The sequence below is a fragment of the Mucilaginibacter sp. cycad4 genome (assembly GCF_034263275.1).
In the GTDB taxonomy this organism is placed as follows: Bacteria; Bacteroidota; Bacteroidia; order Sphingobacteriales; family Sphingobacteriaceae; genus Mucilaginibacter.
The window spans coordinates 6013344-6037959 of the sequence record NZ_CP139559.1 but is presented as its reverse complement, the minus strand read 5'-3'; the positions used below and the strand labels follow the sequence as shown (position 1 = coordinate 6037959).

General features: G+C 43.8%; 20 protein-coding genes. 12 read left to right on the top strand and 8 right to left on the bottom strand.

What is annotated here, in order from left to right; all coding sequences use genetic code 11:
• Window positions 1-256: 256 nt before the first annotated feature.
• Both SNE26_RS24850 and SNE26_RS24845 read right to left on the bottom strand, forming a co-directional pair.
• Complete coding sequence (locus SNE26_RS24850) at window positions 257-559, bottom strand: transcriptional regulator (protein WP_274985983.1); 303 nt, start codon at window positions 557-559, stop codon at window positions 257-259.
• Window positions 556-1173 (bottom strand): hypothetical protein, encoded by a 618-nt coding sequence (locus SNE26_RS24845; protein WP_321556554.1) that lies wholly within the window; start codon window positions 1171-1173, stop codon window positions 556-558. Before SNE26_RS24845 ends, SNE26_RS24850 begins: the two co-directional genes overlap by 4 nt.
• A 321-nt stretch (window positions 1174-1494) precedes the next feature.
• On the opposite strand from SNE26_RS24845, the gene SNE26_RS24840 reads away from it, so the two are divergent.
• Both SNE26_RS24840 and SNE26_RS24835 read left to right on the top strand, forming a co-directional pair.
• The gene (locus SNE26_RS24840; protein ID WP_321556553.1) at window positions 1495-2313 is read left to right on the top strand and encodes a DUF393 domain-containing protein; all 819 of its coding nucleotides are present in this window, start codon (window positions 1495-1497) and stop codon (window positions 2311-2313) included.
• A 2-nt stretch (window positions 2314-2315) separates the two neighbouring features.
• Window positions 2316-3245, top strand: a complete 930-nt coding sequence (locus tag SNE26_RS24835; RefSeq protein WP_321556552.1) for a TIGR01777 family oxidoreductase — start codon at window positions 2316-2318, stop codon at window positions 3243-3245.
• Between the two features lie 226 nt (window positions 3246-3471).
• Here SNE26_RS24835 and SNE26_RS24830 read toward each other — a convergent pair whose 3' ends face one another.
• Window positions 3472-3624, bottom strand: coding sequence for a hypothetical protein (locus SNE26_RS24830; protein WP_321556551.1), 153 nt, complete (start codon window positions 3622-3624; stop codon window positions 3472-3474).
• Complete coding sequence (locus SNE26_RS24825; RefSeq protein WP_321556550.1) at window positions 3624-4175, bottom strand: hypothetical protein; 552 nt, start codon at window positions 4173-4175, stop codon at window positions 3624-3626. The genes SNE26_RS24830 and SNE26_RS24825 overlap by 1 nt, the downstream gene beginning before the upstream one ends.
• A 122-nt stretch (window positions 4176-4297) precedes the next feature.
• Between SNE26_RS24825 and SNE26_RS24820 the strand changes: the two genes are divergently transcribed.
• Entirely contained in the window at window positions 4298-5206 is a 909-nt protein-coding gene (locus SNE26_RS24820; protein ID WP_321556549.1) for a LysR substrate-binding domain-containing protein, read from the top strand.
• A gap of 6 nt (window positions 5207-5212) precedes the next feature.
• Here SNE26_RS24820 and SNE26_RS24815 read toward each other — a convergent pair whose 3' ends face one another.
• Both SNE26_RS24815 and SNE26_RS24810 read right to left on the bottom strand, forming a co-directional pair.
• Window positions 5213-6430, bottom strand: coding sequence for a hypothetical protein (locus tag SNE26_RS24815; protein WP_321556548.1), 1218 nt, complete (start codon window positions 6428-6430; stop codon window positions 5213-5215).
• A complete protein-coding gene (locus tag SNE26_RS24810) occupies window positions 6423-8837 on the bottom strand; it encodes a DUF2339 domain-containing protein (protein ID WP_321556547.1) in 2415 nt (804 codons plus the stop codon). Before SNE26_RS24810 ends, SNE26_RS24815 begins: the two co-directional genes overlap by 8 nt.
• 342 nt (window positions 8838-9179) lie before the next feature.
• On the opposite strand from SNE26_RS24810, the gene SNE26_RS24805 reads away from it, so the two are divergent.
• From SNE26_RS24805 to pgl, 9 genes are all read left to right on the top strand, one after another.
• The gene (locus SNE26_RS24805; RefSeq protein WP_321556546.1) at window positions 9180-11564 is read left to right on the top strand and encodes an alpha-L-rhamnosidase C-terminal domain-containing protein; all 2385 of its coding nucleotides are present in this window, start codon (window positions 9180-9182) and stop codon (window positions 11562-11564) included.
• A 243-nt stretch (window positions 11565-11807) separates the two neighbouring features.
• Complete coding sequence (locus tag SNE26_RS24800) at window positions 11808-12563, top strand: ROK family protein (protein WP_321556545.1); 756 nt, start codon at window positions 11808-11810, stop codon at window positions 12561-12563.
• A gap of 36 nt (window positions 12564-12599) precedes the next feature.
• Window positions 12600-14603 carry a transketolase gene (gene tkt / locus SNE26_RS24795; protein WP_321556544.1) on the top strand — a complete coding sequence of 668 codons (2004 nt, stop codon included), beginning with the start codon at window positions 12600-12602 and terminating at the stop codon, window positions 14601-14603.
• 137 nt (window positions 14604-14740) lie between these two features.
• Window positions 14741-15448, top strand: a complete 708-nt coding sequence (rpiA, locus tag SNE26_RS24790) for a ribose 5-phosphate isomerase A (protein WP_321556543.1) — start codon at window positions 14741-14743, stop codon at window positions 15446-15448.
• Window positions 15449-15717: 269 nt separating this feature from the next.
• The gene (gene tal, locus SNE26_RS24785) at window positions 15718-16806 is read left to right on the top strand and encodes a transaldolase (RefSeq protein ID WP_321556542.1); all 1089 of its coding nucleotides are present in this window, start codon (window positions 15718-15720) and stop codon (window positions 16804-16806) included.
• A gap of 90 nt (window positions 16807-16896) precedes the next feature.
• On the top strand, window positions 16897-17523 hold the full coding sequence (locus SNE26_RS24780; RefSeq protein ID WP_321556541.1) for an HAD-IA family hydrolase: 627 nt from the start codon (window positions 16897-16899) through the stop codon (window positions 17521-17523).
• Window positions 17520-18944, top strand: a complete 1425-nt coding sequence (gene gndA / locus SNE26_RS24775; protein WP_321556540.1) for an NADP-dependent phosphogluconate dehydrogenase — start codon at window positions 17520-17522, stop codon at window positions 18942-18944. Before SNE26_RS24780 ends, gndA begins: the two co-directional genes overlap by 4 nt.
• A gap of 26 nt (window positions 18945-18970) precedes the next feature.
• Window positions 18971-20485 (top strand): glucose-6-phosphate dehydrogenase, encoded by a 1515-nt coding sequence (gene zwf, locus SNE26_RS24770; protein WP_321556539.1) that lies wholly within the window; start codon window positions 18971-18973, stop codon window positions 20483-20485.
• A gap of 7 nt (window positions 20486-20492) precedes the next feature.
• Entirely contained in the window at window positions 20493-21224 is a 732-nt protein-coding gene (gene pgl, locus SNE26_RS24765; protein WP_321556538.1) for a 6-phosphogluconolactonase, read from the top strand.
• Window positions 21225-21445: 221 nt separating this feature from the next.
• Here the strand turns inward: pgl and bshC are convergent, their stop codons facing one another.
• On the bottom strand, window positions 21446-23095 hold the full coding sequence (bshC, locus tag SNE26_RS24760; protein ID WP_321556537.1) for a bacillithiol biosynthesis cysteine-adding enzyme BshC: 1650 nt from the start codon (window positions 23093-23095) through the stop codon (window positions 21446-21448).
• Between the two features lie 131 nt (window positions 23096-23226).
• Window positions 23227-24561 (bottom strand): 30S ribosomal protein S12 methylthiotransferase RimO, encoded by a 1335-nt coding sequence (rimO, locus tag SNE26_RS24755; RefSeq protein WP_321556536.1) that lies wholly within the window; start codon window positions 24559-24561, stop codon window positions 23227-23229.
• Window positions 24562-24616: the final 55 nt, after the last annotated feature.

Below are 24616 nucleotides of genomic sequence, written 5' to 3'. Positions count from 1 at the left end.
TTATGGAAGTTGTTTTATGTTTCTTGCGAACGAATAAAACCCTGGAGAAATATTTCATTGCGGACGATTATGGTACACGAATGCATTCAATCATCAAAAAAGGCCGGACCCCTCCATAAAGAAGAGCCCGGCAGATATAGTGATTAGGATTAGGCCAAGTTTAACGGTGCTATCTTTAAATAGAATTGCTTTAAGGTTTTTCATATTTTCAATACTTAAAAGTACTTTGAAATTCAAAGTTTATGGGTAAAAAAAATTATAGCTTTTGTTGTTTGATTAAATTTTCGAGGGCAAGGAGGTGCAATTTGAAGGCGGCCCGGCCTTTTTCGGACGCCAGGTAACGTGTATTTGGTTTGCGGCCGATGAAAGTTTTCTCTACCTGGATATATTCTTCCTTCTCCAGCGCTTTCAGGTGCGATGCCAGGTTGCCGTCGGTGAGGTCAAGCAGTTCTTTAAGGGAGTTAAAGTCGTAGCTTTCGTTGGCAACCAGTACGCTCATGATTTGCAGGCGGATGCGGTTTTCAAAGGCTTTATCAAACTGATCTAATGATATCTTCACTTATCGTATCTAAAATGCATTACTGTACCATAAATAATGTGGAGCAAGCCAAAACCAACGCTCCAAAAAATTAAGCCGTAGCCCGGCATCACAGCACACAGCAAACCTAATAAAATCTCCAATATCCCCAAGCTCATAATACCCGAATATGTATAATGACTGCCCGCAACTAATGACATACCATAAAATATCATGGTAGCTGGTGCTACAATGCCATAATAACCACGGTAAACAAGTATAATGGTAAACAAACCGCCGCTTACAAGGGGAATAGCCATGTTGATGAGCAGGCGTTTGCTGCCTGGGTTCCAAACCGACTGTCCGGTTCTTTTAGCTTTACGCACCGATAGCCAGATCCCTGTGCCAATAGAAAGCACAAGTACGGCTACTGCCACAATGAACAATTTAATGATCAGCATTTCTTCATTATAGGTATGACGTTCCCGGAGTGTGGCATACTCGCCTTGCAGCAGGTTATATCCTATACCTGCGCCAATAAACGCGTAGATGCCGGCCAATACACCTGACAGGCCACTAAGCGAAATAAACTTGGCCGAACGCTCCATCAGGTCGCGGATGGAACTTAACTCTGCGTGAATGTCTTTGTCTTTCATCAAAAGTACTTTGTTGTTCAAAGCTATATATAAGATTTGATTTTACAAGAGGGAGAGGAAGTTTTCTCAAAATTATTTAAATGCATCACGCATAGTTAACTCACCCGGTCTGCGCTTCGCTGCACCACCCTCTCTCCGGCTTCGCCGTGAAGAGGGTATAGAAAAAAGAAAATCCCTCTTTACGCTTGCGAAGAGAGGGGTGACGAACGCAGCGATGTCGGGGTGAGTCAATAACACGCTGTTTTTACTTAAATTTAATTTTCAGTATTTATTGAAAGTTTAAAATATATTGTATATTTGTTTCAGAAAACACTGAAAGTTATGAAAACGCTCAAGAACCACATGATCCTGTTTGACGCCGAATGCCCCATGTGCCGTGTTTATACCCATGCATTTGTAAAAACCGGGATGCTTGATCCTAATGGCCGCTCTGCTTACCAGGAGGCACATACGGGTACCTGCCCTGTTTATGACAGGCAGCGGGCAGTTAATGAAATTGCTTTGATCAACCTGGAAAACGGCGAGGTTACCTATGGCATTAAAAGCTTGTTCAAAATAATTGCGAATACCTGCCCCGTATTTACCCCCTTGTTTGCATTTAAGCCCTTCATCTGGCTCATGAGTAAAGCTTATGCTTTTATATCATACAATCGCCGGGTTATTATTCCCGCTGCCGAAACCGGGTTTGAATATCAGCCTACGTTTAAACTTCATTACCGTTTATTGTATTTGCTGTTTACCTGGTTCTGTACCGGTTTTATACTAACTGCTTATGCGCACCTGCTTGTTGGTGCGGTACCTTTAGGCAACCCTTACCGCGAATACCTGATCTGCGGCGGGCAGATTATTTTTCAGGGGGCCGCTATATGCAGCTTTGACCGCCGCAACCTGTGGACCTACCTCGGCAACATGATGACCATTTCTTTTGCCGGTAGTTTATTACTGCTGATAGGGTTGGCTATAAGTCACCTTTTTCAATTCGGTGCCGCCGTTTATACCCTGTATTTTATGGCTGTAGCAGGCTTGATGTTCCTGGAACACACTCGGCGTACCAAATTGCTTGGGCTTGGGTGGGTGCTCACCATTACCTGGGTAACTTACCGTATTGTTTTATTGCTGTTTATTTTAAACCTTAACTGATCATGAAACCTTATAAAAAAATTGTGCTGGCCGGCGGTAACGGTTACCTCGGTACGGTATTAGCCAAATACTACCGCGATCTGGCAGATGAAGTCATCATCCTGGCCCGCAAACAAAAACCGGTGAACGGCAATGTGCATACCGCTGTTTGGGATGGTGAAACCGAAGCCGGATGGACTGTTCACCTTGCCGGTGCCGATATGCTGATTAACCTGTGCGGCAAAAATGTAAACTGCCGCTACACCGAAAAGAATAAAAGAGAGATTATCCACTCAAGGGTTGTGCCTACCGAACTGCTGGGTAGGGTGATCAATAAAATGACGAATGCACCAAAGGTTTGGATCAATATAACATCTGCCACCATCTACCGCCATGCTGAAGACCATCCGCAGGATGAGGAAACCGGCGAAATAGGTTATGGTTTTTCTATCGATGTGTGTAATATTTGGGAAAGCACTTTCTTTAAAACGGATACGCCCCACACCCGCAAAATTGCCCTGCGCATGGGGATTGTGTTAGGCCGAAGCGACAGCGTTTTTCCAAGGTTGCTTAACCTGGTGAAGTTTGGCCTCGGTGGCAAACAGGGCGATGGGCAGCAGTACCTGGCTTGGGTACACGAGCATGACGTGGCCCGCAGCACGCAATGGCTGCTGGATCATCCCGAGCTACAGGGTGTGGTCAATTGCACGGCCCCCAATGGTGAACGAAATACCGATATGATGCATATTATTCGTAAGGCCTATGGCGCGCCGTTTGGTTTTCCTGCCCCGCAATGGCTGCTTGAAGTCGGTGCTGCGGTTATCGGCACCGAAACCGAACTGATATTAAAAAGCCGCTGGGTAGTGCCCAAACGATTATTGGATAGCGGTTTTAAATTTCAATATGAAAAAGCTGAGCACGCGGTGCATGATATTTTGAGTATCAGGGAATAGATGATTTAGTAAATTTAATAGATAGCTGCTCCCAAAGTGGAATGACAAAGCTAATAAAGATCGAAGTTTTAAAAACTAAATCTGGTTTCTATTACCTATTATAGGTGGGATAGTTTTTATACCTGTACAATCATTTTCCCTTCGTTTTCACCCTCAAATAAACCAATCAAAGCTTTGGGAAGTCTGTCAAAACCAACAAGCGGCGGCTTGTGCACTCCTGCCATTTTTAGCCCGAAGGTAGGGAAACGGAAATGTACAAAGTTTTGAGCAGCAATTTACCTGTTTTAATTGCGGGCAACTCTTCAAAACCGAAATGAAAATTGGCTTCCCGCGGTATTCCTATCGGCAGGGAAGCCAACCTGATCAAATTACTTTTCATTAGATGCCGTATTTTCCGGTGAGTGCTTTTAATTCGATGCTTTTGGCGAAAAGCGGTGTTTCCTCATGATTGTGGAGGTCTGATGCGGCCTGGCGACTGGCGGCGGCCTGCGCCAATGTAACGCCATGCTCTTTAATAAAAGCTAAAAATTCAGGGGTGGCAGTGGCGTGAATCTCGTTGGTATATTCGCAGGTATCTGCATCAATCGGAGTGGCTTTGAGTTCCCAAAGTACCTGCACGGTGCTACGGCCGCTTTTACCAAATACGTCAGACACTGATAGCATACGGCAATAATCCGGGCGATATTCTGTCGCCACATAATGCTGTATCACCATTGCATCGCCTATCATTTCCACGTTGATAGACATTGGCTCACCATCATAGGTACGGGTAAAACCGGCGGCTATGTGATTAACGGAGCATTTTTGATATTCTGCATCGGGCAGGTTGAAGAGCCAGTCGGCAATGTTTACTTTTTCAATGGGAGCGTTGATGGTAGCTTTTACTACAGAGTGAGATAACGCGTTTTCGGGAGTTTGTTGAATTTCCATGATCTTGTTGTTTAATTTGTTAAATCAAAGGTCTGCGATAAAACTTAATCGTCTAAACTCATTTTTTAGATATAGTTCATTGATAAAACCGATTATAAGATATGAATTGCCTATCTTAGATCATGGAACTTCGCCAATTGAAATACTTCATAAAAGCTGCCGAATTACAAAACTTTACCGACGCCGCAGCGGCGGTGTTTATTACCCAAAGCACGCTATCGCAACAAATTAAACAGCTGGAAGATGAATTACAGTTACCGTTGTTTGATCGTGTGGCCAAGCGCGTACGCCTTACCGAAGCGGGTAAGTCCTTTTTGCCTTATGCGCAAAAAACCGTGAGGGATGCCGAAGAAGGGCGCGATATGCTTAAAGACCTAATGAACCTGCAAAGCGGCACCCTTACCGTTGGCACCACCTACGGGCTTACAAATTTGCTTACTAAGGCTGTGTTGGATTTCAGTGCCAAATATCCCAATATCAAATTGCAGATCGGCTTCGGCACAACGCAGGACCTCCTCACGCAGTTGGAGCAGGGCAGACTGGATATGATGCTATCTTTTATGCCTGAGCAACAAACGGCTGCTATCCAATCGGAAAGGATCTTTTCATCCTGCCTTGCGCTTATCGTTCATTCAGATCATCTGCTGGCTCAAAAGAAACAGGTAAATCTAAGGCAGCTCAGCGAAATCCCTTTGTTATTGCCCTCGGCAGGATATAGTATTCGTAATTACCTTGATAGCGTATTGCTAAAACACCAGGTAGCGCCCAACGTTAAAATGGAAGTTAATGACATCCATATGCTCCTGCAACTGGTTGATACGGGCAGATGGGCCACTGTACTCATGGGCTCTTCGGCTTTTAATCATCCCAGTCTCAAAGCTATCAAGATCACCGGCGCAGGCATGGCCCGGGAAGCAACAATTGCCTGGCCAAGGAACGCCTACCGCAAACGCTCCGCATTGGCGCTGGCACAAAACCTCACAATTTATGCAACAGATTATCATGTAGACGAAAGCGATATCGCCTCGTGAATATTTTTACATTTCTCCTTCCTTCTTCTTCACTTCCTTGGTCATCTTCAAAGTCAAAAACAACAGCAGACCTAACGAAACTACGATCGCAACCCAAATCAGTGCCGTATAATCTTTTTTGGCAGGTTTAGCCGCTGCCGCATAGTTTGTATTTTTAATAACAGCCTCATGTTTAATAACCGGAGTGTTTCCACCAATACTGTCTGCAAAAAACTTAAGATCATATTCCGGTGCCTGGGCCGAGGAATCACCAACCAGTACCCGGTAGCTTTGCTTAGCTTCCAAATAGCTGATCAAATATTCGTCAGATTGCCAGGCTTTGATCTCGCCGATGCTCAGCGGTTGGTTATCGCCATTGCTGATTTCTATTAACAGGTGATTGGTTTTTGCAGCAATTAACAGATCAGGCGTTTTATCTGATGACAGTTCGGCTTCGCTCAATAGCTCTTTGCCATTTTTTACAAATTGGTAGATGGCAACGCCGCGTTTGTAATATCTCGGCGCGCTGATGTTGAGGTGCAGTTTGTTTAACTGGTAATTGTCATTCAGCTTAATATCAATAAAGGTGGTTTTATTACTATCGGCACGGATAATGTTTAACGGCGCAACAGGCGTATAACTTTGAGCTGTTGAGGCGTATTCCGTATAAATGCCGGCCTGTAAAAACTTAACAGGGTTCTTGTTTTTATCATTTACCTGGATTTTTAAATAGCGATAGTTACTCGCCGGAAAGGATAACGATTGCAGGTAAGTGCCTTCACTGTTTTGCACAGCTTCCTGCAACGGAATATCTTCCTGTATGGCAAACCACTGGTTTAAATCGTCGCTGCCCAGCAGGTTTACTTTACGTTTTACGGCGGTATTTTGCAGCCTGATCCAAAGGCGGTCGAGCACCAGGCCTGTTTTATTTTCAATAATGAAAACGGTACCGGTATCAGTCCTGGGCGTGTTGCCGATCTCCGGGAAAACAACAAAACTTTTCTGGCTTTTTTGAGGCAGACTGCCTGCCTGAATGTACGGCACAAAGTTCCCTTTAGCATCCAAAATACGAATGTCTGATAAATCGGGTTTGGCTTTCGCTACCAAATCCGGCTGTAAGCCAATCCGGTAAAAGCCGGTGCTGTCAATCTTTTGCAGCGCCGCTTTATATTTTAAATTTTTCTGTGCCGATGCGGATAATATAACTCCGCAAAGCAGCAGCGTTAAAAGCGTTAGCTTATTCATTTTTTTTAGCTTCATCATCGGCGATGGATTTTTTTGCTGTTCGCTGGTACATAAATGCCACAATAAGCAATAGTACCCCCAAACAAAAGAAAGCAGCTATTTTACCCCAAACCGGGATATTTTTAATATCGAACAAAAATAATTTTAATAAGGTAAGCGAGAACAATGTTAATGAGGCCACGCGCATTGCTTTGAGTTTATACTTCATCCCCAGCCACATCAGCGCGAAGGAAAGCAAGCCCCATAGCACAGGCAAGCCCGTTTTAACGTATACGGTTTCTATGCTATCTATAGTGTTGGTTTTGCTGAAGAACATCAGGTTGCTCATCAGGCTTACCTCTAAACTCAAAAATAAAACAACGCCGGCACTCAATACCCAGGTAAACACTTTTTTCGCGCCCTCATCCAGGGTTTGCTGGCAAAGGCGGATCACCCGGTAAAATAGTAATCCTACAAATACAGTACCTATCCAATGTGCAATGAAATGACTGGCAGCTGGTTTGCCGCCCTCAAGCATTAAATGCTGAAGGTCATAGTATTGCGGCATCAGGATCAGATAAACGGTAACGCAGGCCAGCAAGATGGCAAGTTTTACGCCATTGGCAAAGTTGATGACCTCTATTTTTGCGGATAATGTGTAATAGATGAATACGAACACAGGCGTGTAAACCATCATGTACAAGGTATTAAGCCCGCTGCCCGGATAATGGTTCAGGAGCTGGTGATTGATTTCCAGCAAACCGCTTAAAAATAAAAGTACCAATGCCGCTATTCCGAAAAGCTGCTCACTGAAGGCGGCCGCGTAGGCTTGTTTGGATTGGTCGCGTTTAACCAATATCGCAAGAAGGAACGAGCTTATAGCAGCACATAGCGTAGTAATAAAGCCTTTGTTAGCGATAATGGTTAGCGCTTCGTTGGTCATGGTATAGGTTTGGTACCAATCCATCGCCAGGCTCAGCAGCATGGCTATCCACAGCAATAATGAAGTGATTTTCATAAGCTGGATGCCCGAACGCTGGTAAAGCCAGTAAAGCAATACTGCTTCCGAAGCCCAGAAAATGGTGATGTTATTACCATGCAGCTGGATAGGGGCCGCTAACGAAATAAAGGTTAAAGTAATACCGATAAGCAGGTATAATATATTGGTATCCACCTTACGGTTGCGGAACAGGATGTATGACAGCACCAGGTTCACGACAGCCAAACTCACACAAAATAAACCACGGTACTGCTCATCATGCATCCTGGTTAACAGGTACAAACCGACAGCAAAATATAAACCGGTATTAAGAAGCAAAATGCTGAAATCGGAGGCGATGAATTTTTTGTTTTCGCGCACGTTATTGGCTATGTTGATAACAAAGTAAAGGGCGTAAAAAATGCTGGCATAAATAAAGCCGAAATGGTAGGTAGGCGGGGTAAGCGTATACAATACTGTCGAAAAAACAATCACAGTAAATCCGAACGATACAATATTAAGCACCCGCCATGCCTTGTAATAAGCAATAATGAGCAGGCCGGTATTCAATATCAACAGGTAAATAAACAAAGCATTATAATTGGCGCTGCCGTTACTAACCATGAACGGGCTTGCAAAGCCGCCAACCAAAGCAATTACGGCCAGCTCCTGCTTATCATATAACAGGGAGAGTGCCACCGCAAAAATGGTGATCACAATTAAAATAATGAACGCTGTTGTTTGGCTATTAAACAAATGAAACTGTTGATACGCCAGCGTTATGGTAAAGTAAAATACCGCTAAACCACCGCCTACCAGCACCGAGCTGAATGCCTTATAGCTATTACGAAGTGCATGCGCAACACCAATTAAAATACCACCGCAAACTATACCTATGCCTACACGGCCAACTAAGCCAATCCAATCGTTATCAATAGCGTATTTTACAAAGAACCCGATGGCCAGCACCAGGATGGCTATACCTATTTTATTGATGAGGTTTTCACCGATGAATTTCTCCAGATCGGGATGGCGCTCAAAGAAAGACGGCTTGGGCTGTAACGGTTTTGCAGGTTCAAAGTCGCGTGTTTTTATTGGGCGATTGATGATTGATAAGCTGTCTTCAATAACTTCGGGTTGCCTTTCAATAATTGGCGGCTTGGGCGGCTGAGGTTTTATTTCGGCCTCAACCGGCGGCTGTGGCTTTTCAACAGGAGACTCGGGGGTGATCGGGGTAACAGGTGCAGGGGGCGGAGCGGTTGCCGGCGCAGGCCCTTCCGCTTTTTTAACGTCCTCGTTAACTATCCGGGTTATTTTAAGCTGCTCAACAAGGCGCTTTAATTCAAATATTTTAAATTCGAGATCTCTGATCTTATTATTTAAACTGCCTTTGTGGTTCAGCATCATTATAATGACAACCACTAATAAGACAACCGCTAATACATCCATAGTTTTAGGTTTGTAAAAAATAAAGATAACGGAATTATAAAATAATCCACTATCGGGACAGATAACGGTCGGAGAAATCGTCTTTAAAATGATCAGACCTGTTAATAAATGGGTATGAAAAATTTTTACATGAATTGATTTTCAGGCTCATCACAATTATATCGAATTACACGAATTAAGATATGACAATTCGTGCAATTCGATCAATACGTAAAAATTCGTGTAGAAAATTTCTGCCTGTTTATTCAAGAACCGAAAATTGACCATGTGTTTAATAATCCGGCTTTAATTGTAATTTAGCTGTGCAGGCAATTGCCAATCACCTATAAACCAAACTACTTCATGAAGATATTTTTTAAATGCTGCTTTTTTGCGCTTTTCCTTTTTACTATAACATCCGTTTTCGGGCAAACCATCAATCCGGCGCTTTTAAAACACCAGTGGAAAGCATCCTGGATCACCGTTCCCCAGGAACCGTTAAAAGATTATGGTGTGTATTACTTCAGAAAAAATATTGAACTGGCAGCTAAACCGGCATCATTTGTAGTTCATGTTTCTGCCGATAACCGCTATAAGCTTTATGTTAACCAAACGCTGGTTTCATTAGGCCCGGCCCGGGGAGACACCTATTACTGGAACTATGAAACGGTTGATCTGGCCCCGTATCTTCAGGCAGGCAAAAACCTTATCGCCGCTGTAGTATGGAATGATGGTGATTATCGCCCCGAGGCGCAGATCTCGCTGCAAACAGGTTTCATTATGCAGGGTAACACCCCGGCCGAAGAGATCATCAACACCAATAAAACCTGGAAGTGTATCCGCGATAAATCATTTCAACCTGTAACCGGTATTGGCTGGCATCCTTATTATGTTGCAGGGCCGGGTGAAAGGATAGATTTAAACCAATCTATAAAAGATTGGAACACGACCGGGCTTGATGACAATAGTTGGAAAAACGCTATCCGTATTGACAACGGGAATCCAAAAGGAATAACCAATGCCTTTGGCTGGATGCTGGTTCCATCCTCAATACCCGCCATGGAAATGACCCTGCAAAGGATTCCCGTGTTAAGAAAAGCCGATGGCATCAGTATACCATCCTCATTCCCTGCAACCAAAACAACCATTACTATCCCGGCTAATACTTCAACTACTTTACTGCTCGATCAAACGTATTTAACCAACGCTTATTTAACGCTCAATTTCAGCAAGGGGAAAAACGCCGGTATTGGTATCACTTATACCGAATCGTTGTTTAAAAGTTTAAGCGGCCCGGAAGGCCCGGTTAAAGGGAACCGTAATGATGTAGACGGAAAGATCTTTGTTGGCAGGCGGGATAGCATCGTTTCGGATGGAGCTACGGGTAATTCATTCACCACCTTAACCTGGCGTACTTTCAGGTATGTTGAAGTAAAAATAACAACCAAAAATGAGCCCCTGGTTATTGACGATATCTACGGAACATTCACCGGGTATCCCTTTAAGCTGAATGCCAAACTGGACACGCCAAACCCCGAAATGCAGCAGATGCTGGATATTGGCTGGCGCACCGCCCGCCTTTGCGCCGGCGAAACCTATACCGATTGCCCTTATTATGAACAGTTGCAATACGTAGGCGATACCCGCATCCAGGCGCTGGTATCTTTTTATAACAGCGGCGACGACCGGCTGGTCCGCAACGCCATCAACCAGATGGATCATTCAAGGCTGGCGGAAGGGATCACGCTGAGCCGCCATCCTTCATTCTCACCCCAAATTATTTCCACCTTTTCGTTATGGTATATTGGCATGCTGCATGATTACTGGATGTACCGCCCCGATAGTTTATTTATAAAAGATAAGTTGCCGGGGATGCGCGATGTACTGAACTTTTTCAGCAAATATCAACAAACTGATGGCTCATTAAAAGATACTCCCTACTGGACATTTGTTGACTGGGTAAATGATAAAGGCTGGGATTTCGGCCAGGCGCCTAAAAGCGCCAAAGGTACATCGGCTATATTGGACATGCAGTTGATGTGGGCTTACCAACAAGCTGCCGAAATGGAAACTAAGATGGGGATGCCTGCATTTGCCGCAATGTATAAGGCCAAAGCTGCACAGTTAAAAACCGCTATTCAAAACAAATACTGGGATGCAGGCAAAAAACTTTATGCCGATACCGAGGACAAGCAATTGTTTTCGCAGCACACCAATTCCATAGCAATATTAGCCGGTATGGTAAATAACGCGACTGCGCATGACATCAGCTTAAAACTCTTGAGCGATACCACGCTCACCAGGTGTACCATCTACTTTAAATATTACCTGCACCAGGCGATGGTAAAAGGAGGCTTGGGCGATGGTTATTTAAACTGGCTTAACATATGGCGCGATAATATCAAAATGGGTTTAACCACCTGGGCCGAGATCTCCGATCTTGACCATAACCGCTCCGACTGCCATGCATGGGGAGCAAGTCCTAACATTGAATTTTATCGAACTATTTTAGGAGTGGATAGTTATGCACCCGGTTTCAGTAAAATAAAAATTGAACCGCATTTAGGGCAGATCAAAAATATTAGCGGCGAGGTACCGCATCCTAACGGAAAAGTTTATGCCAGGTATATGTTTGAAAAAGGGAAATGGAATATAAATATAACCTTGCCGCACAGTACAACTGGCGTTTTTGTATGGAAAGGAAAAACTTTTACACTTAAAACTGGTAATAACAGTTTAAGTATTTGAAAAAATTAACAGGGGTATTAACATTTTACCTTAATTGCACTGATTTTGCCACGCATAAGTAAAATACTTTTAAAAATTGGTTTGGTAAATAAAAGCAACACTAACTTTACTTTTATTGCTTTAAGGACTAAATTGATTTTATCGCATTATTTAACAATTTGATATTATTAAAATGTGATATTTATGCGCTGGGAACTAAGGGGTTCACCAAGAATAACTAACCAGCTAAATAAATTACGCTAAATGAAAAACACACCATCCCAGTTAAGAGTCCTTTCAATCGATATCGGTGGTTCGCACATTAAAGCCACTATCCTGAATAAAAAAGGGGATTTAAAAATGGAGTATGATAAAATTCCTACGCCGGCACCGGCAAATCCCGAAAACGTTATAAAAGCTATTAACACCCTCGTTAAGGATTTTCCGGCATATGATAAAATATCGGTTGGTTTTCCTGGTTATGTAAAAAACGGGGTTGTTAAAACGGCGCCCAACCTGGGTACCGATTACTGGGCAGATGTTGATTTGAGCAAAAAATTGGAAAAAGCATTAGGCAAACCTACCCAGGTAGTTAACGATGCCGACATGCAAGGGCTTGGTGTGGTAGCCGGTAAGGGCCTTGAAATGGTAATTACCCTGGGCACCGGTTTTGGTACAGCTTTGTTAATGGACGGTCATTTATTGCCACACTTTGAACTTGCCCACCTCCCGATAAAAGAAGGTATTACCTATGATAACTATATAGGTGAAAGAGCTTTAGAAAAAGAAGGCAAAGAGAAATGGAACAAACGCATGAAAAAGGTTTTCAAAATATTGAAAACTGTATTCAATTACGATACTTTATACATTGGCGGCGGCAATTCAGACGAGCTTACCTTTAAGCTTGATAAAAACATGAAGATTGTTACCAATGCCGATGGAATAAAAGGCGGCGCAAGGCTTTGGCTCAATGAAGGTGAAAGCAAAACCAAGCGCAAAATTGCAACACCTACCGAATAAATAAAACTAACACTAACTACAATACCTGATAACAAAATGGAAAACCAACAAGACATAGAAAAATTGGCGATAGATACCGTAAGGGTATTGGCAGCCGATGCTGTGCAAAAAGCAAATTCAGGCCACCCTGGTACAGCTATGGCGCTGGCACCAATGGGCCACGTTTTATGGACAAAGTTTTTAAACTACAACCCGAAAAACCCCGATTGGGCAAACCGCGACAGGTTTATCCTTTCGGCAGGCCATGCTTGTATTTTACAGTACAACTTTTTGTATTTAATGGGCTATGATCTTTCTTTAGATGATATCAAACAGTTTCGCCAGCTGAACAGCAAAACCGCCGGTCACCCGGAATATGGTTTGGCTCCGGGCATTGAAGTAACAACCGGTCCGCTGGGACAGGGCTTTGCCAATGCTGTAGGTTTTGCCATCGCACAAAAGCATCTTGCTGCGCGTTACAACAAGCCTGGCTTTGAGCTGTTCAACTACAATATTTACACTATCTGCAGCGATGGCGATTTGATGGAAGGTGTAACTTCCGAAGCTGCATCACTGGCGGGTCATTTGCAATTAGGTAACCTGATCTATTTATATGATGATAACCACATCTCTATTGAAGGCAGTACCGATATTGCTTTTAATGAAGATGTAAGCGCCCGTTTCCGTGCATATGGCTGGCATGTGCAGGACCTTACCGATGTGAACGATACCCACGCGCTGGAGCTGGCCCTCATCAATGCCAAAGCCGAAACTCAAAAACCGTCATTTATCCGCGTTCGTTCGCTGATAGCTTATGGCAGCCCTAACAAATCGGGAACTGCGGGCTCACACGGTTCTCCGCTTGGTGCCGACGAAATTAAACTGGTAAAACAGTTCTTTGGTTTCGATCCTGAAAAATCATTCAACGTATCTGACGAAGTGCTGGATTACTACCACAAAAAAGGTGCAAGAGGCGCTGCTGTTGAAGAAAAATGGAACAAATTATTTGCCGACTATAAAGCAAAATTCCCTGAATTAGCTGCCGAATACGAGGCTGCCTCCAAAGGTGAACTACCTGCCGGCTGGAAAGATAAACTGCCGGTATTTAAAGGTTCGGACCCTAAAATGGCAACTCGCCAGGCATCAGGCAAAGTATTGAACGCTATTGCCCCGGCATTGCCAAACCTGATTGGTGGCGCGGCCGACCTTGCCCCATCAACCGAAACCAACCTGAAAGAATACGATTCATTTACATCAGAAAACCGTGCAGGCCGTAACTTCCACTTCGGCATCCGTGAGCATGCCATGGGCTCTGCTTTAAATGGCATGGCTTTAACCAAAGGCCTGTTGCCTTTCGGCGCTACCTTCCTGATGTTCTCTGAATATATGCGCCCGCCAATTCGTTTGGCTGCCATCATGAAAATAAACCCGATCTTCGTTTATACACATGATAGTATTGGTTTAGGCGAGGATGGTACCACCCACCAGCCTATTGAACAATTAGCTTCATTGCGCTCGATACCAAACCTAACGGTGATCCGCCCGGCCGATGCTAACGAAAGTGCTCATGCATGGCGTGTTGCTATCGAGAAAAAAGGCGGCCCAACTGTATTGGTATTCACCCGCCAGGGCTTACCTATCCTCGACCAGGATAAATATGGCAAAGCCGAAAACCTTGAAAAAGGTGCCTATGTGCTTTCAGAAGGCAGCAAAGGCCCGGATCTGATCCTGATCGCTACCGGATCTGAAGTGGCGTTGATCATGCAGGCACAGGAAAAGCTGGAGGCTGAAGGTATTTCCACCCGTGTGGTAAGTATGCCATCATGGGAGCTGTTTGAAAAACAGGATGCGGCTTACAAAGAGTCGGTATTCCCTAAAGCAAGCAGAAAACGTTTGGCTGTTGAAATGGCATCACCAATGGGCTGGCATAAATACATCACCGATGAAGGCGATATGCTGGGCATGACCACCTTTGGTGAATCGGCCCCTGCCGAAGATTTGTACAAACACTTCGGCTTCACTGTTGATAACGTTGTTAAAAAAGCAAAAGCTCTTTTATAGACGCAAGAAATCAAGAGTCAGGAATCAAGAGTTTTCCTGGCTCTTGATTTAAAAAAATATACAAGTAAGAATCAAACGGTAAGGAAATAAGTTTTTCTTCCTGCCTCTTGGTTCTTGACTTCTTGATTCTAACCAAAATGAACTGGAACAGCAACCTGATAGATAACCTGGAGTGGGCCGATAAGATCATCAATATTGAAGGCAAACAAAAGGTAGCTGCCGAAATTGCAGCAAAAGTTAAGGATGGCGATATAATAGGTGTTGGCTCGGGTTCAACATCATACCTGGCCCTGGTGGCCATCGCCCAAAAAGTAAAAGATGAAAGGCTGAATGTAAAGGCTATCCCTACTTCGGTAGAACTTTCTATGTTTTGCGCCAAACTGGGCTTGCCGGTTACAACACTGTATGAATATAAACCCGACTGGCTATTTGACGGAGCCGATGAGGTTGACCCCGACAAAAGCCTGATCAAAGGACGCGGTGGGGCCATGTTTAAAGAAAAGTTACTTATCAGTTCAAGCGCAGTTAGCTATATTATAGTTGACGAGTCGAAAATGGTTGATAAATTAGGCTCGAAATTTCCGGTGCCTATCGAGGTTTTTCCGCAGGCATTGCCTTATGTGGAAAAGGAATTGAAAAGTTTAGGGGCTACAGAAATAGCCATAAGGCCGGCAAAAGGTAAAGACGGCCCGATAATTTCAGAAAACGGCAACCTGGTATTGGATTGCAAATTTGATGAAATTGGTAAAAGTTTCGAAAGGGATATTAAATCGATAACAGGAGTAATCGAGAGCGGTCTTTTTATCGGCTTTGATGTAAATATTATCATGGCCTCGAATAATTAGGTTTAGCCTTAAGTTCGAAGTCTTTAGTCCGAAACTTTAAAGAAAATGAGACTTTTAACTTGCTAATTCTAATTTAAGAATAAAAACCGGCATTTACTGCTAAAAACTGCAGACTTAGCCCGGAAATGTTAACAAAGTATGATATAAATCTTACAATTACTGACATTCTTATTAAGAACTTTACATAATAGACCGATTTGGTAGCAATTTTTACTACCTTCATCGCGCTTTTAACAAAATAATTAACAAACAAAAAAACAAACCCTATTATGGCAACTAATAACGTAGCGCAGATACATGGTTTCGGTCAGAGCATCTGGCTTGATTTTATTGACCGTGAGATCATTTCTTCAGGAAAGCTTAAACAATTAATTGACGTTGACGGCGTACGCGGCGTTACCTCAAACCCTGCAATTTTTGAAAAGGCTATCAGCAGCAGTTCTGATTACGATGCTGATATAGCCGCACTTAAATCTGAAAGCGATAACGAAAAGCTGTTTTTTGAAATAGCTGTTAAAGATATCCAGGCTGCTGCCGACCTGTTTAAAGGTGTTTACGAAGAATCAAACAAAGTTGATGGTTATGTGAGCCTTGAGGTTTCTCCATTTTTGGCTTTAGATACCGAAGGTACTGCCAAACAAGCCGAAGAACTTTGGAAAAAAGTTGACCGTGAAAACGTAATGATCAAGATCCCTGGTACAAAACCGGGTTTGGCCGCTATTCAGCAATCAATTGCAAAAGGTATTAACATCAACGTAACCCTGCTTTTTGGTTTAGAGCGTTACGAAGAAGTAACTGAAGCTTACATTGCAGGCCTGGAAGAGCATTTAGCCGCAGGTCATAAAATTGCCCACATTGCGTCAGTAGCCAGTTTCTTCCTGAGCCGTATTGATGTTGTTGTGGATCCTATTATCGAAGCAAAAGGCGAAAAAGAGCTGTATGGCGAGGTCGCAATCGCATCAGCTAAAAAAGCTTACGAAATTTATAAAAGGGTATTCAGCGGCGAAAGATGGCAAAAACTTGCCGATCAGGGCGCACAGCCACAGCGTTTGCTTTGGGCAAGTACCGGCAGCAAAAACCCTGCATTTAAAGATACCAAATACGTTGAGGCATTAATTGGCCCGGATACTGTTGATACCGTTCCGCTGGAAACTGTTGACGCTTTCCGTGATCATGGTGTTGCTGCAAACACGTTAGAAACCGGTTTAGATAAAGCTACCGAGATCTTAGCCAAACTACCTTCTTTGGGTATCGACCTTGCTGCTGTAACTCAGCAACTGGAAGACGAAGGTATCGAGAAATTCAACAAGCCGTTTGAAAAGCTGTTGAACGCCATCGAAACACAGAAAAATAAGTAATAAGTTCTAAGTAGAAAGTCCTGAGTTCAAGTCGGAATAGTTTTTTTTGACTTTGAACTTAAGACTCTCGACTAATAAATACTACCACCTATGGAAGTTGCTGATCTGAAGATCCTTTTTTTTGACGTGGGCGGCATTTTGCTGTCGAACGGATGGGGGCATGAAGCCCGCGAAGAAGCGGCCAAACGTTTTAACCTCGACTATGCCGAGGTTAATGCCCTGCATAATTTTATTTTTAACGTATATGAAATTGGCAACGTCACGCTTGACGAATATCTTGATACGGTGATATTTAACCACCCAAGGGATTTTGTACGCGAAGATTTTAAGGATTTTATCTATTCTACATCTGTTGAATTGCCAATGCTGCAATTCCTTAAGGATTGGAAAAAAGATTGCGGCTTCCGTATTATATCAGTGAACAATGAGGGTAAGGAGCTGAACGATTACAGGGTACGTAAATTTAAACTGCATGAGTGTTTTGATGCCTTTGTATCATCATGCGAAGTAAAAATGCGTAAACCAGATCCGGGTATCTGGCAGTTAGCTATGGGTATTGCCCAGGCGTCGCCTCAGCAATGCGTTTATTTCGACGACAGAAAAATGTTTGTTGATACCGCGCAAAAACTGGGCATCCGTTCGTTCCAGCATACCAGCCTCGAAAGCACAAAAAAAATTTTAGAAACTCTTAAAAAAGAAAACCTCAAAACAAAATGAGCGCAACAGAAAACAAATACGCCTTTGGTATGATAGGCCTGGGTGTTATGGGTCGCAGCCTGCTGCTGAACATGGCCGATCATGGCTTCGCGGTTGCCGGGCACGATAAAGATACCGGTAAAGTAGATTCATTGAACCAGGAAGCTGGTGACAGGGCCGCTAAGGGCTTTGCCGATGTTAAAGAATTTATACAGAGCCTTACCACGCCAAGGGCTATCATGATGCTGGTACCTGCCGGTAAAATTGTTGACGCTGTAATTGAGGAATTAACCCCGTTATTGGAAAAAGGCGATATCCTGATTGATGGCGGTAACTCGCACTTTACCGATACCAACCGCCGTGTTGAGGAACTGGAAGCTAAAGGCTTACACTTCTTTGGTATGGGCGTATCAGGTGGTGAAGAGGGTGCCCGTCGTGGCCCGAGCATGATGCCGGGTGGCGATAAGGATGCTTACGCTGTAATGAAACCTATTTTTGAAGCCATTGCTGCTAAAGTTAACGGCGAACCTTGTGTTACCTATATTGGCCCTGGCGCATCAGGCCACTTTGTTAAAATGGTGCACAACGGTATCGAGTACGGGATCATGCAGGTAATTGCCGAAACCTATGAGATCCTGAAAAAAGGCTTAAAGTTAGGTAACGACGAGATAGGCGACCTGTTCACTAAATGGAACGAAGGCCGTTTACAGTCATTCCTGTTAGATATCACCAAAGATATTTTCAAATACAAAGCACCGGGCACCGATCATCTGTTGTTAGATGATATTAAAGACGAAGCTAAAGCTAAAGGTACCGGTAAATGGACCTCGCAGGTGGCTATGGACCTGGTAACCCCTATACCAACCATCGATACCTCAGTATCCATGCGTGATCTTTCAAAATACAAATCACTGCGCGAAAAAGCTTCAACCCTTTACAATGACCCTATCGAGCTTGAAGGCGATAAAGAAGAGTTGTTGGTTGCTTTAGAGCAGGCTTTCTATTTTACCAGCATCGTTACTTATGCACAGGGTATGCACCTGCTTACCAAAGCATCTGAAGAGTACAAATATGATCTTCATTTAGGCGAGATTGCCAAGATCTGGAGAGGTGGCTGTATCATCCGTTCAGAATTTTTGAATGACATTTACAACGCTTACAATAAAGATCAGGCATTGCCTCACCTGTTACTTGACAGCGATATCCAGGCTCTTGTTGCCGGCACTTTACCGGGCATCAGGAAAGTATTATCGGCTACTGTTGCTGCCGGTGTTGCTGCTCCGGGCTATGCTTCGGCATTAAGCTATTTCGATGCTTTCCGCAGCGAAAGGATGCCTTCAAACCTAACCCAGGCTCAGCGCGATTACTTTGGCGCACATACTTATGAGCTTATTGGTAAAGAAGGTACTTTCCATACACAATGGGCTCCGGTAAACGATTAATTGACGCTATTAATTAAAACAAAACAATGAGCACAACAGCTAAATCAGACCCTACCATATTTATCATTTTTGGTGGAACGGGAGATTTAAACTCCCGGAAAATTGCGCCGGCCCTATATAATCTGTTTTTAGACGGATGGATGCCTAAACAATTTTCCATTATTGGTACCGGTCGTACCAAGCTTACCGACGAGCAATTCAGGGAGAACCTGTATAAAGATATCAACCAGTTTTCACGCAGCGGTAAAACCGATGATAAACAATGGGCCGAATTTGTAAAAAACGTTTATTACCAGGTATCTGACGCTACTGATTTTGAAACGTACAAAGAGTTTGGCAAACGCATTGAAAAACACAACGCCGAGTGGAAAACCAAGGCCAATGTATTGTTTTACCTTGCAGTAGCGCCTAATTTCTTCCCTATCATTGCATCAAACATATCAAAAGCTAAACTGGCCGATGATAAAAAACGTGTAAGGATCATCATTGAGAAACCATTTGGTCACGACCTGGAAACTGCAAAAGATCTGAACCAGTTATTGAAAAGCATTTTTGATGAATGCCAGATCTATCGTATTGACCATTACCTGGGTAAAGAAACTGTTCAAAATATCATGGCTTTCCGTTTTGCCAACTCCATTATGGAGCCGTTATGGAACCGGAACCATATTGAGCACGTACAAATTTCAGTTACCGAGCAGTTAGGCGTTGAAGAACGCGGCGACTACTATGATGGCTCAGGTGCAATGAGAGACATGATCCAGAACCACCTGCTGCAATTGCTTTGCCACGTAGCTATGGAACCCCCTATCAGCTTTAGCGCCGATGAGGTACGCGACCGTAAGGTTGATGTGCTGAAAGCAATGCGCAAATTTACTGCTGAAGATGTACGCAATTCGACAGTTAGGGGCCAGTACGGCAGCGGATGGATGAAAGGCAGGGAAGTACCGGGATACCGCGAGGAGCCAAAGGTTAACACCGAATCAAATACGGAAACCTTTGCCGCCATCAAGTTCTTTATTGACAACTGGCGCTGGCAGGGCGTTCCGTTCTATTTACGTACAGGTAAAAGAATGCACCAGTCATCATCGGTTATCACTATCCAGTTTAAAGATGTTCCTCACCAGATCTTCCCGGCCGAGGCAACTGAAAGCTGGCAGCAAAACAGGCTTATTATCAGCATTCAACCTGAAATGAGCATCCGTTTACAGGTTCAGGCTAAACGCCCGGGTATCGATATGGTATTAAACGCCGTTGATATGGTGTTTGATTATAAAGGTACCTACACCAATCAGGCTCCTGAAGCTTACGAAACATTGATCCTGGATACCATGATGGGAGATCAGACCCTGTTTATGCGTGGTGACCAGGTTGAGGCAGCATGGGAGCTGGTAATGCCGATACTAAACACATGGCAAAATAAAAAGAGCCTTAACTTCCCTAATTATTCGGCCGATTCATGGGGACCTGAAGCTGCAGAAGCTTTAATTGCCCGCGATGGCTATAACTGGTTTACGTTACCTGTAAACGGTAAAAAATAAGAAGCTGATGAAACTGAATATCTATAACACAGAAGGGGAGGTTTTAACCGGGCTGGCCGATCATTTTGTTACCCTGGCTACCGAAGCCATTAACAAAAACGGCAAGTTCAGTGTGGCGCTTTCGGGCGGCAGCTCACCTAAAAAATTATATGAGCTGTTAGCTTCAACAACTTATGCCGACCAGGTAAACTGGGAAAAGGTTTTCTTCTTTTTTGGCGATGAGCGCAATGTACCTCATGACCATAAGGACAGCAATTACCTGATGGCTAAAAAGGCGTTGTTTGAGCCATTAATGATCAGCCCGGCACAGATTTTCCCGGTTGAAACATCATTTGGCCCTGCCGAAGCTGCCGCTAAATACTGGGAAGTGATCTCGGCATTTTTTGACGACGATGAAGCAAGTTTTGACCTGGTATTATTAGGCCTGGGCGATAACTCGCATACCGCATCATTATTCCCTTATACGCCGGTGCTGCATGACCGCGTGCCCGGTGTAAAAGAAGTATGGCTGGACGATCAGCAGGTATGGCGCATTACCCTCAACGCACCGCTTATTAATGATGCTGCCCAAATAGCATTCTTAGTTTACGGAGCAGGTAAGGCCGAGGCTGTAAAACACATCCTGGAAGATGACGAGGATATTGAACTTTATCCGGCACAGCTTATTGATTCCATATCAGGCGAAGTAGAATGGTTCCTTGACGAACCGGCTGCTGCTGAATTGGAGAATAAAGAATAATATCTGCTATTATCTTGGCAATTAAAGGGCTTGGGCATTTGCTTAAGCCCTTTTTTGTTCGCAGGAGTGTGGGGTGGTTTTATCGCAAGTTGGACCGAAAGGCGCTATAGCTCTTAAATTAAGCCATCAGCTTGAAAAAGCATAAGTCATCCAATGCTTATATCTCCTACACAGCACCTGGGCTAAAACGAACGGGGGAGAGGAGAGATTGAGGTATAGCGTTATTTCTCCGTTAATACAGTAAACTTAAAATCAAGCGGTTCAAACAGGCGGATGAGTTCATCAATAAAGGTCTGCCCCCATTTTACATACATGAGGCCAAAGTTTTCAGAACGCTCCTGCAGGCTTTCTTTTGGGAAAAGCTCGGCTTTAACAGCGGTTAACTGCTCTAAACGTACACTATAGTTTCTCTTTTCGGCGCGGATCAGTTTCCTTTCAAGATTATCCATGGCCTTTTTAAGGCGGGCCTGTACAGCCGCAGCTGATGGTGAAAGCGTAGGGTCGATCTTATATGCGCGGAGTTTTATTTTCTCAAAAAGGCTTTCCATTTCGCGCCATTCTTCAGCAATACTCAGGTTATGGCCGCTGTGCTTTTTAATCCAGTAGGTTTGCAGGGCATCGCTTTCTTTAAACAGGTCAATGGCATCCAGGCTCATACGTTCAATCTTGGAGGCCTGCTCTTTTTTGATTACCAATGCCGAGTTGCGAAGGATCAGGATCGGGAAATCAATTTTATAATGATCAAAGTTTGATTTCAGCTCCAGCCAGTAAACCACTTCAGCACCACCACCAATATAAGCAATGTTTGGTAAAATACATTCCTGGTACAACGGCCGCATTACCACGTTAGGGCTAAAACGCTCGGGGTATTCGGCTATCTCTTTTTTCAGCTCAGCTTCGGTAAACTTAATCCCGGTGTTGAGCACCTGATAACTGGCATCTTCAAAAACTATTCGTTCGCGAAGCTGATCTTTCAGGTAAAAGAAATTGATTTCGCGTGGGTTAACCTGGATATGCACACCAAGCTCATGAAGCTTATGGTTGGTTTCGGTGATGTTTTTAAAACTATGCTGACCAATGATGTCCTGCTCCATAATTGGGGCGAACTCTTTTTTAAACTCGTGGTCATCGGCATCTATAATAACCAGGCCATACTGCCCAAACAATGAGTTAACTAAATAACGGGTGGCATCAGCCAGTTTATCAAATTTGGTATAGGCAGTTTCAACAATCCCGGCAAGGTCGGTAGCGTGGCCTTCCATGCCTAAAACACCTTTGTACTGGTTAAGTGCCTGGCGCATACTCACCGGGTCGATGCGTCCGGTAGCGCCCGAAGCCTCATACCACCAATGTACTTTTTTACCGCCAATGTTGGTGTAGTTGATCTCGGCAAAGTCATGATCCTCACTGGCCATCCAGTAAACGGGTACAAAGTTTTTATCGGGATGGGCGGTTTTCAATTGCTGCGCCAGTTTAATGGCCGTGGCAATTTTATAAAGGAAATACAGCGGCCCCGCAAAGATATTGAGCTGATGTCCGGTTGTAATGGTATACGTATTATCCTGCTTTAGCAGCTCCAGGTTCAGCCTTACCCCAACCCTCTCCGGGAGAGAGGGAGTAGTGCCATAACTACCTTCCGACTTTCCGGCTTTCCGGCTTACGGACTCTAAACACTCGTATTGTTTGGTTAAAACACGCACCAGCACTTCACGATCTGCAACTACCTTTTTGTTTTTCAAAAATTCGGCAAAACCGGCCATATCAGGGCGGTAGCCGTAAAAAGATTGCAGTTCGGGTTTATTGTCGATGTATTCGGCAACTGTGTGTGAAAAGAAACCGGTGTCTTTATAACTTATACAGGATGCGTCCATTTTTTATTCGGGTTTTGGATGCTCGGTTTCAGATTTGGCCTAAAACAAAACATCAGCAAATAAAATTAAATGCTGATGTCGAAATTAGATTATAAATCGCAAATCGCTTTACAGCAAGCTGCAAATTACTATTATTTTACAATTTGTCCATAAAGGTCAAAGTCTTCGGCGCTGTCTATCTTTACGTTAACAAAGCTGCCAACAGTAGCATAATCAACGCTGGCATCAATCAAAACTTCGTTATCAACCTCGGGCGAATCAAATTCTGTTCGGCCAACAAAGTAACCGCCATCCTTTTTATCAATCAGCACTTTGTAGATATTACCGATCTTCTCCTGGTTTTTATCGAACGAGATACCCTGTTGAATTTCCATAATGGCATCGGCACGCTCCTGTTTTACTTCTTCAGGCACATCGTCAACCAAACTATGGGCATGGGTCTTTTCTTCGTGTGAGTAAGTGAAACAGCCCAGGCGGTCGAATTTGGTATCCTCAACCCATTGCGCCATCTCTTCAAAATCCTGTTGGGTTTCGCCGGGATAACCGGTAATCAGCGTGGTACGCATCGCTATGCCCGGTACTTTATCACGGATCTCGTTTACAATGTCAATAGTTTTTTGCTTGGTAATCCCACGGCGCATCGATTTCAGCATATTATCAGTAATGTGCTGCAAAGGCATATCCAGGTATTTGCAAATGTTTTCGCGCTCGTTCATCACATCCAAAATCTCCATCGGGAAACCTGAAGGATAAGCATACTGCAGCCTGATCCACTCAATACCGTTCACATCAGATAAACGGCGAAGCAGTTCATCCAGGTTACGCTTGCCATAAAGGTCAAGACCGTAATAGGTTAAATCCTGTGCAATAAGGATCAGTTCTTCTGTGCCGTTTTTAGCAAGTTTCTTAGCATCCTCAACCAATTGCTCAATAGGCGAACTCAGGTGCTTGCCCCGCATTAAAGGAATAGCGCAAAACGAGCATGGGCGGTTGCAGCCCTCGGCAATTTTAAAATATGCAAAATGCGACGGGGTGGTTAACAAACGCTCACCTATCAGTTCATGTTTGTAGTTAGCCCCTACCGATGCCAGTAAATTCTGCAGATCATTGGTGCCAAAGTAAGCATCGACATTGGTGATCTCTGCTTCAAGCTCAGGCTTATAGCGCTCACTCAGGCAACCGGTAACAATCACCTTTCCTACCTTACCCTGCTCTTTAAGCTCGCTGTATTGCAGGATAGTATCTATCGATTCCTGCTTGGCGTTATCAATAAAGCCGCAGGTATTAATTACAATAATATCGTTTTTGCCTACCTTCCCGGCCTCATGCACCACATCAAACTGGTTGCCCTTCAACTGCCCCATCAATATCTCCGAATCGTAAATATTTTTTGAACAGCCTAATGTAACCACATTTACACGGGGTTTGGCTATCTTTTTGGGCTTATCTAACTCTTTCGTCCTCATTATCTTTTTTTGGGATTTCACCGATTTTTTAGTGATTTCGCCGATTTTTTTATTC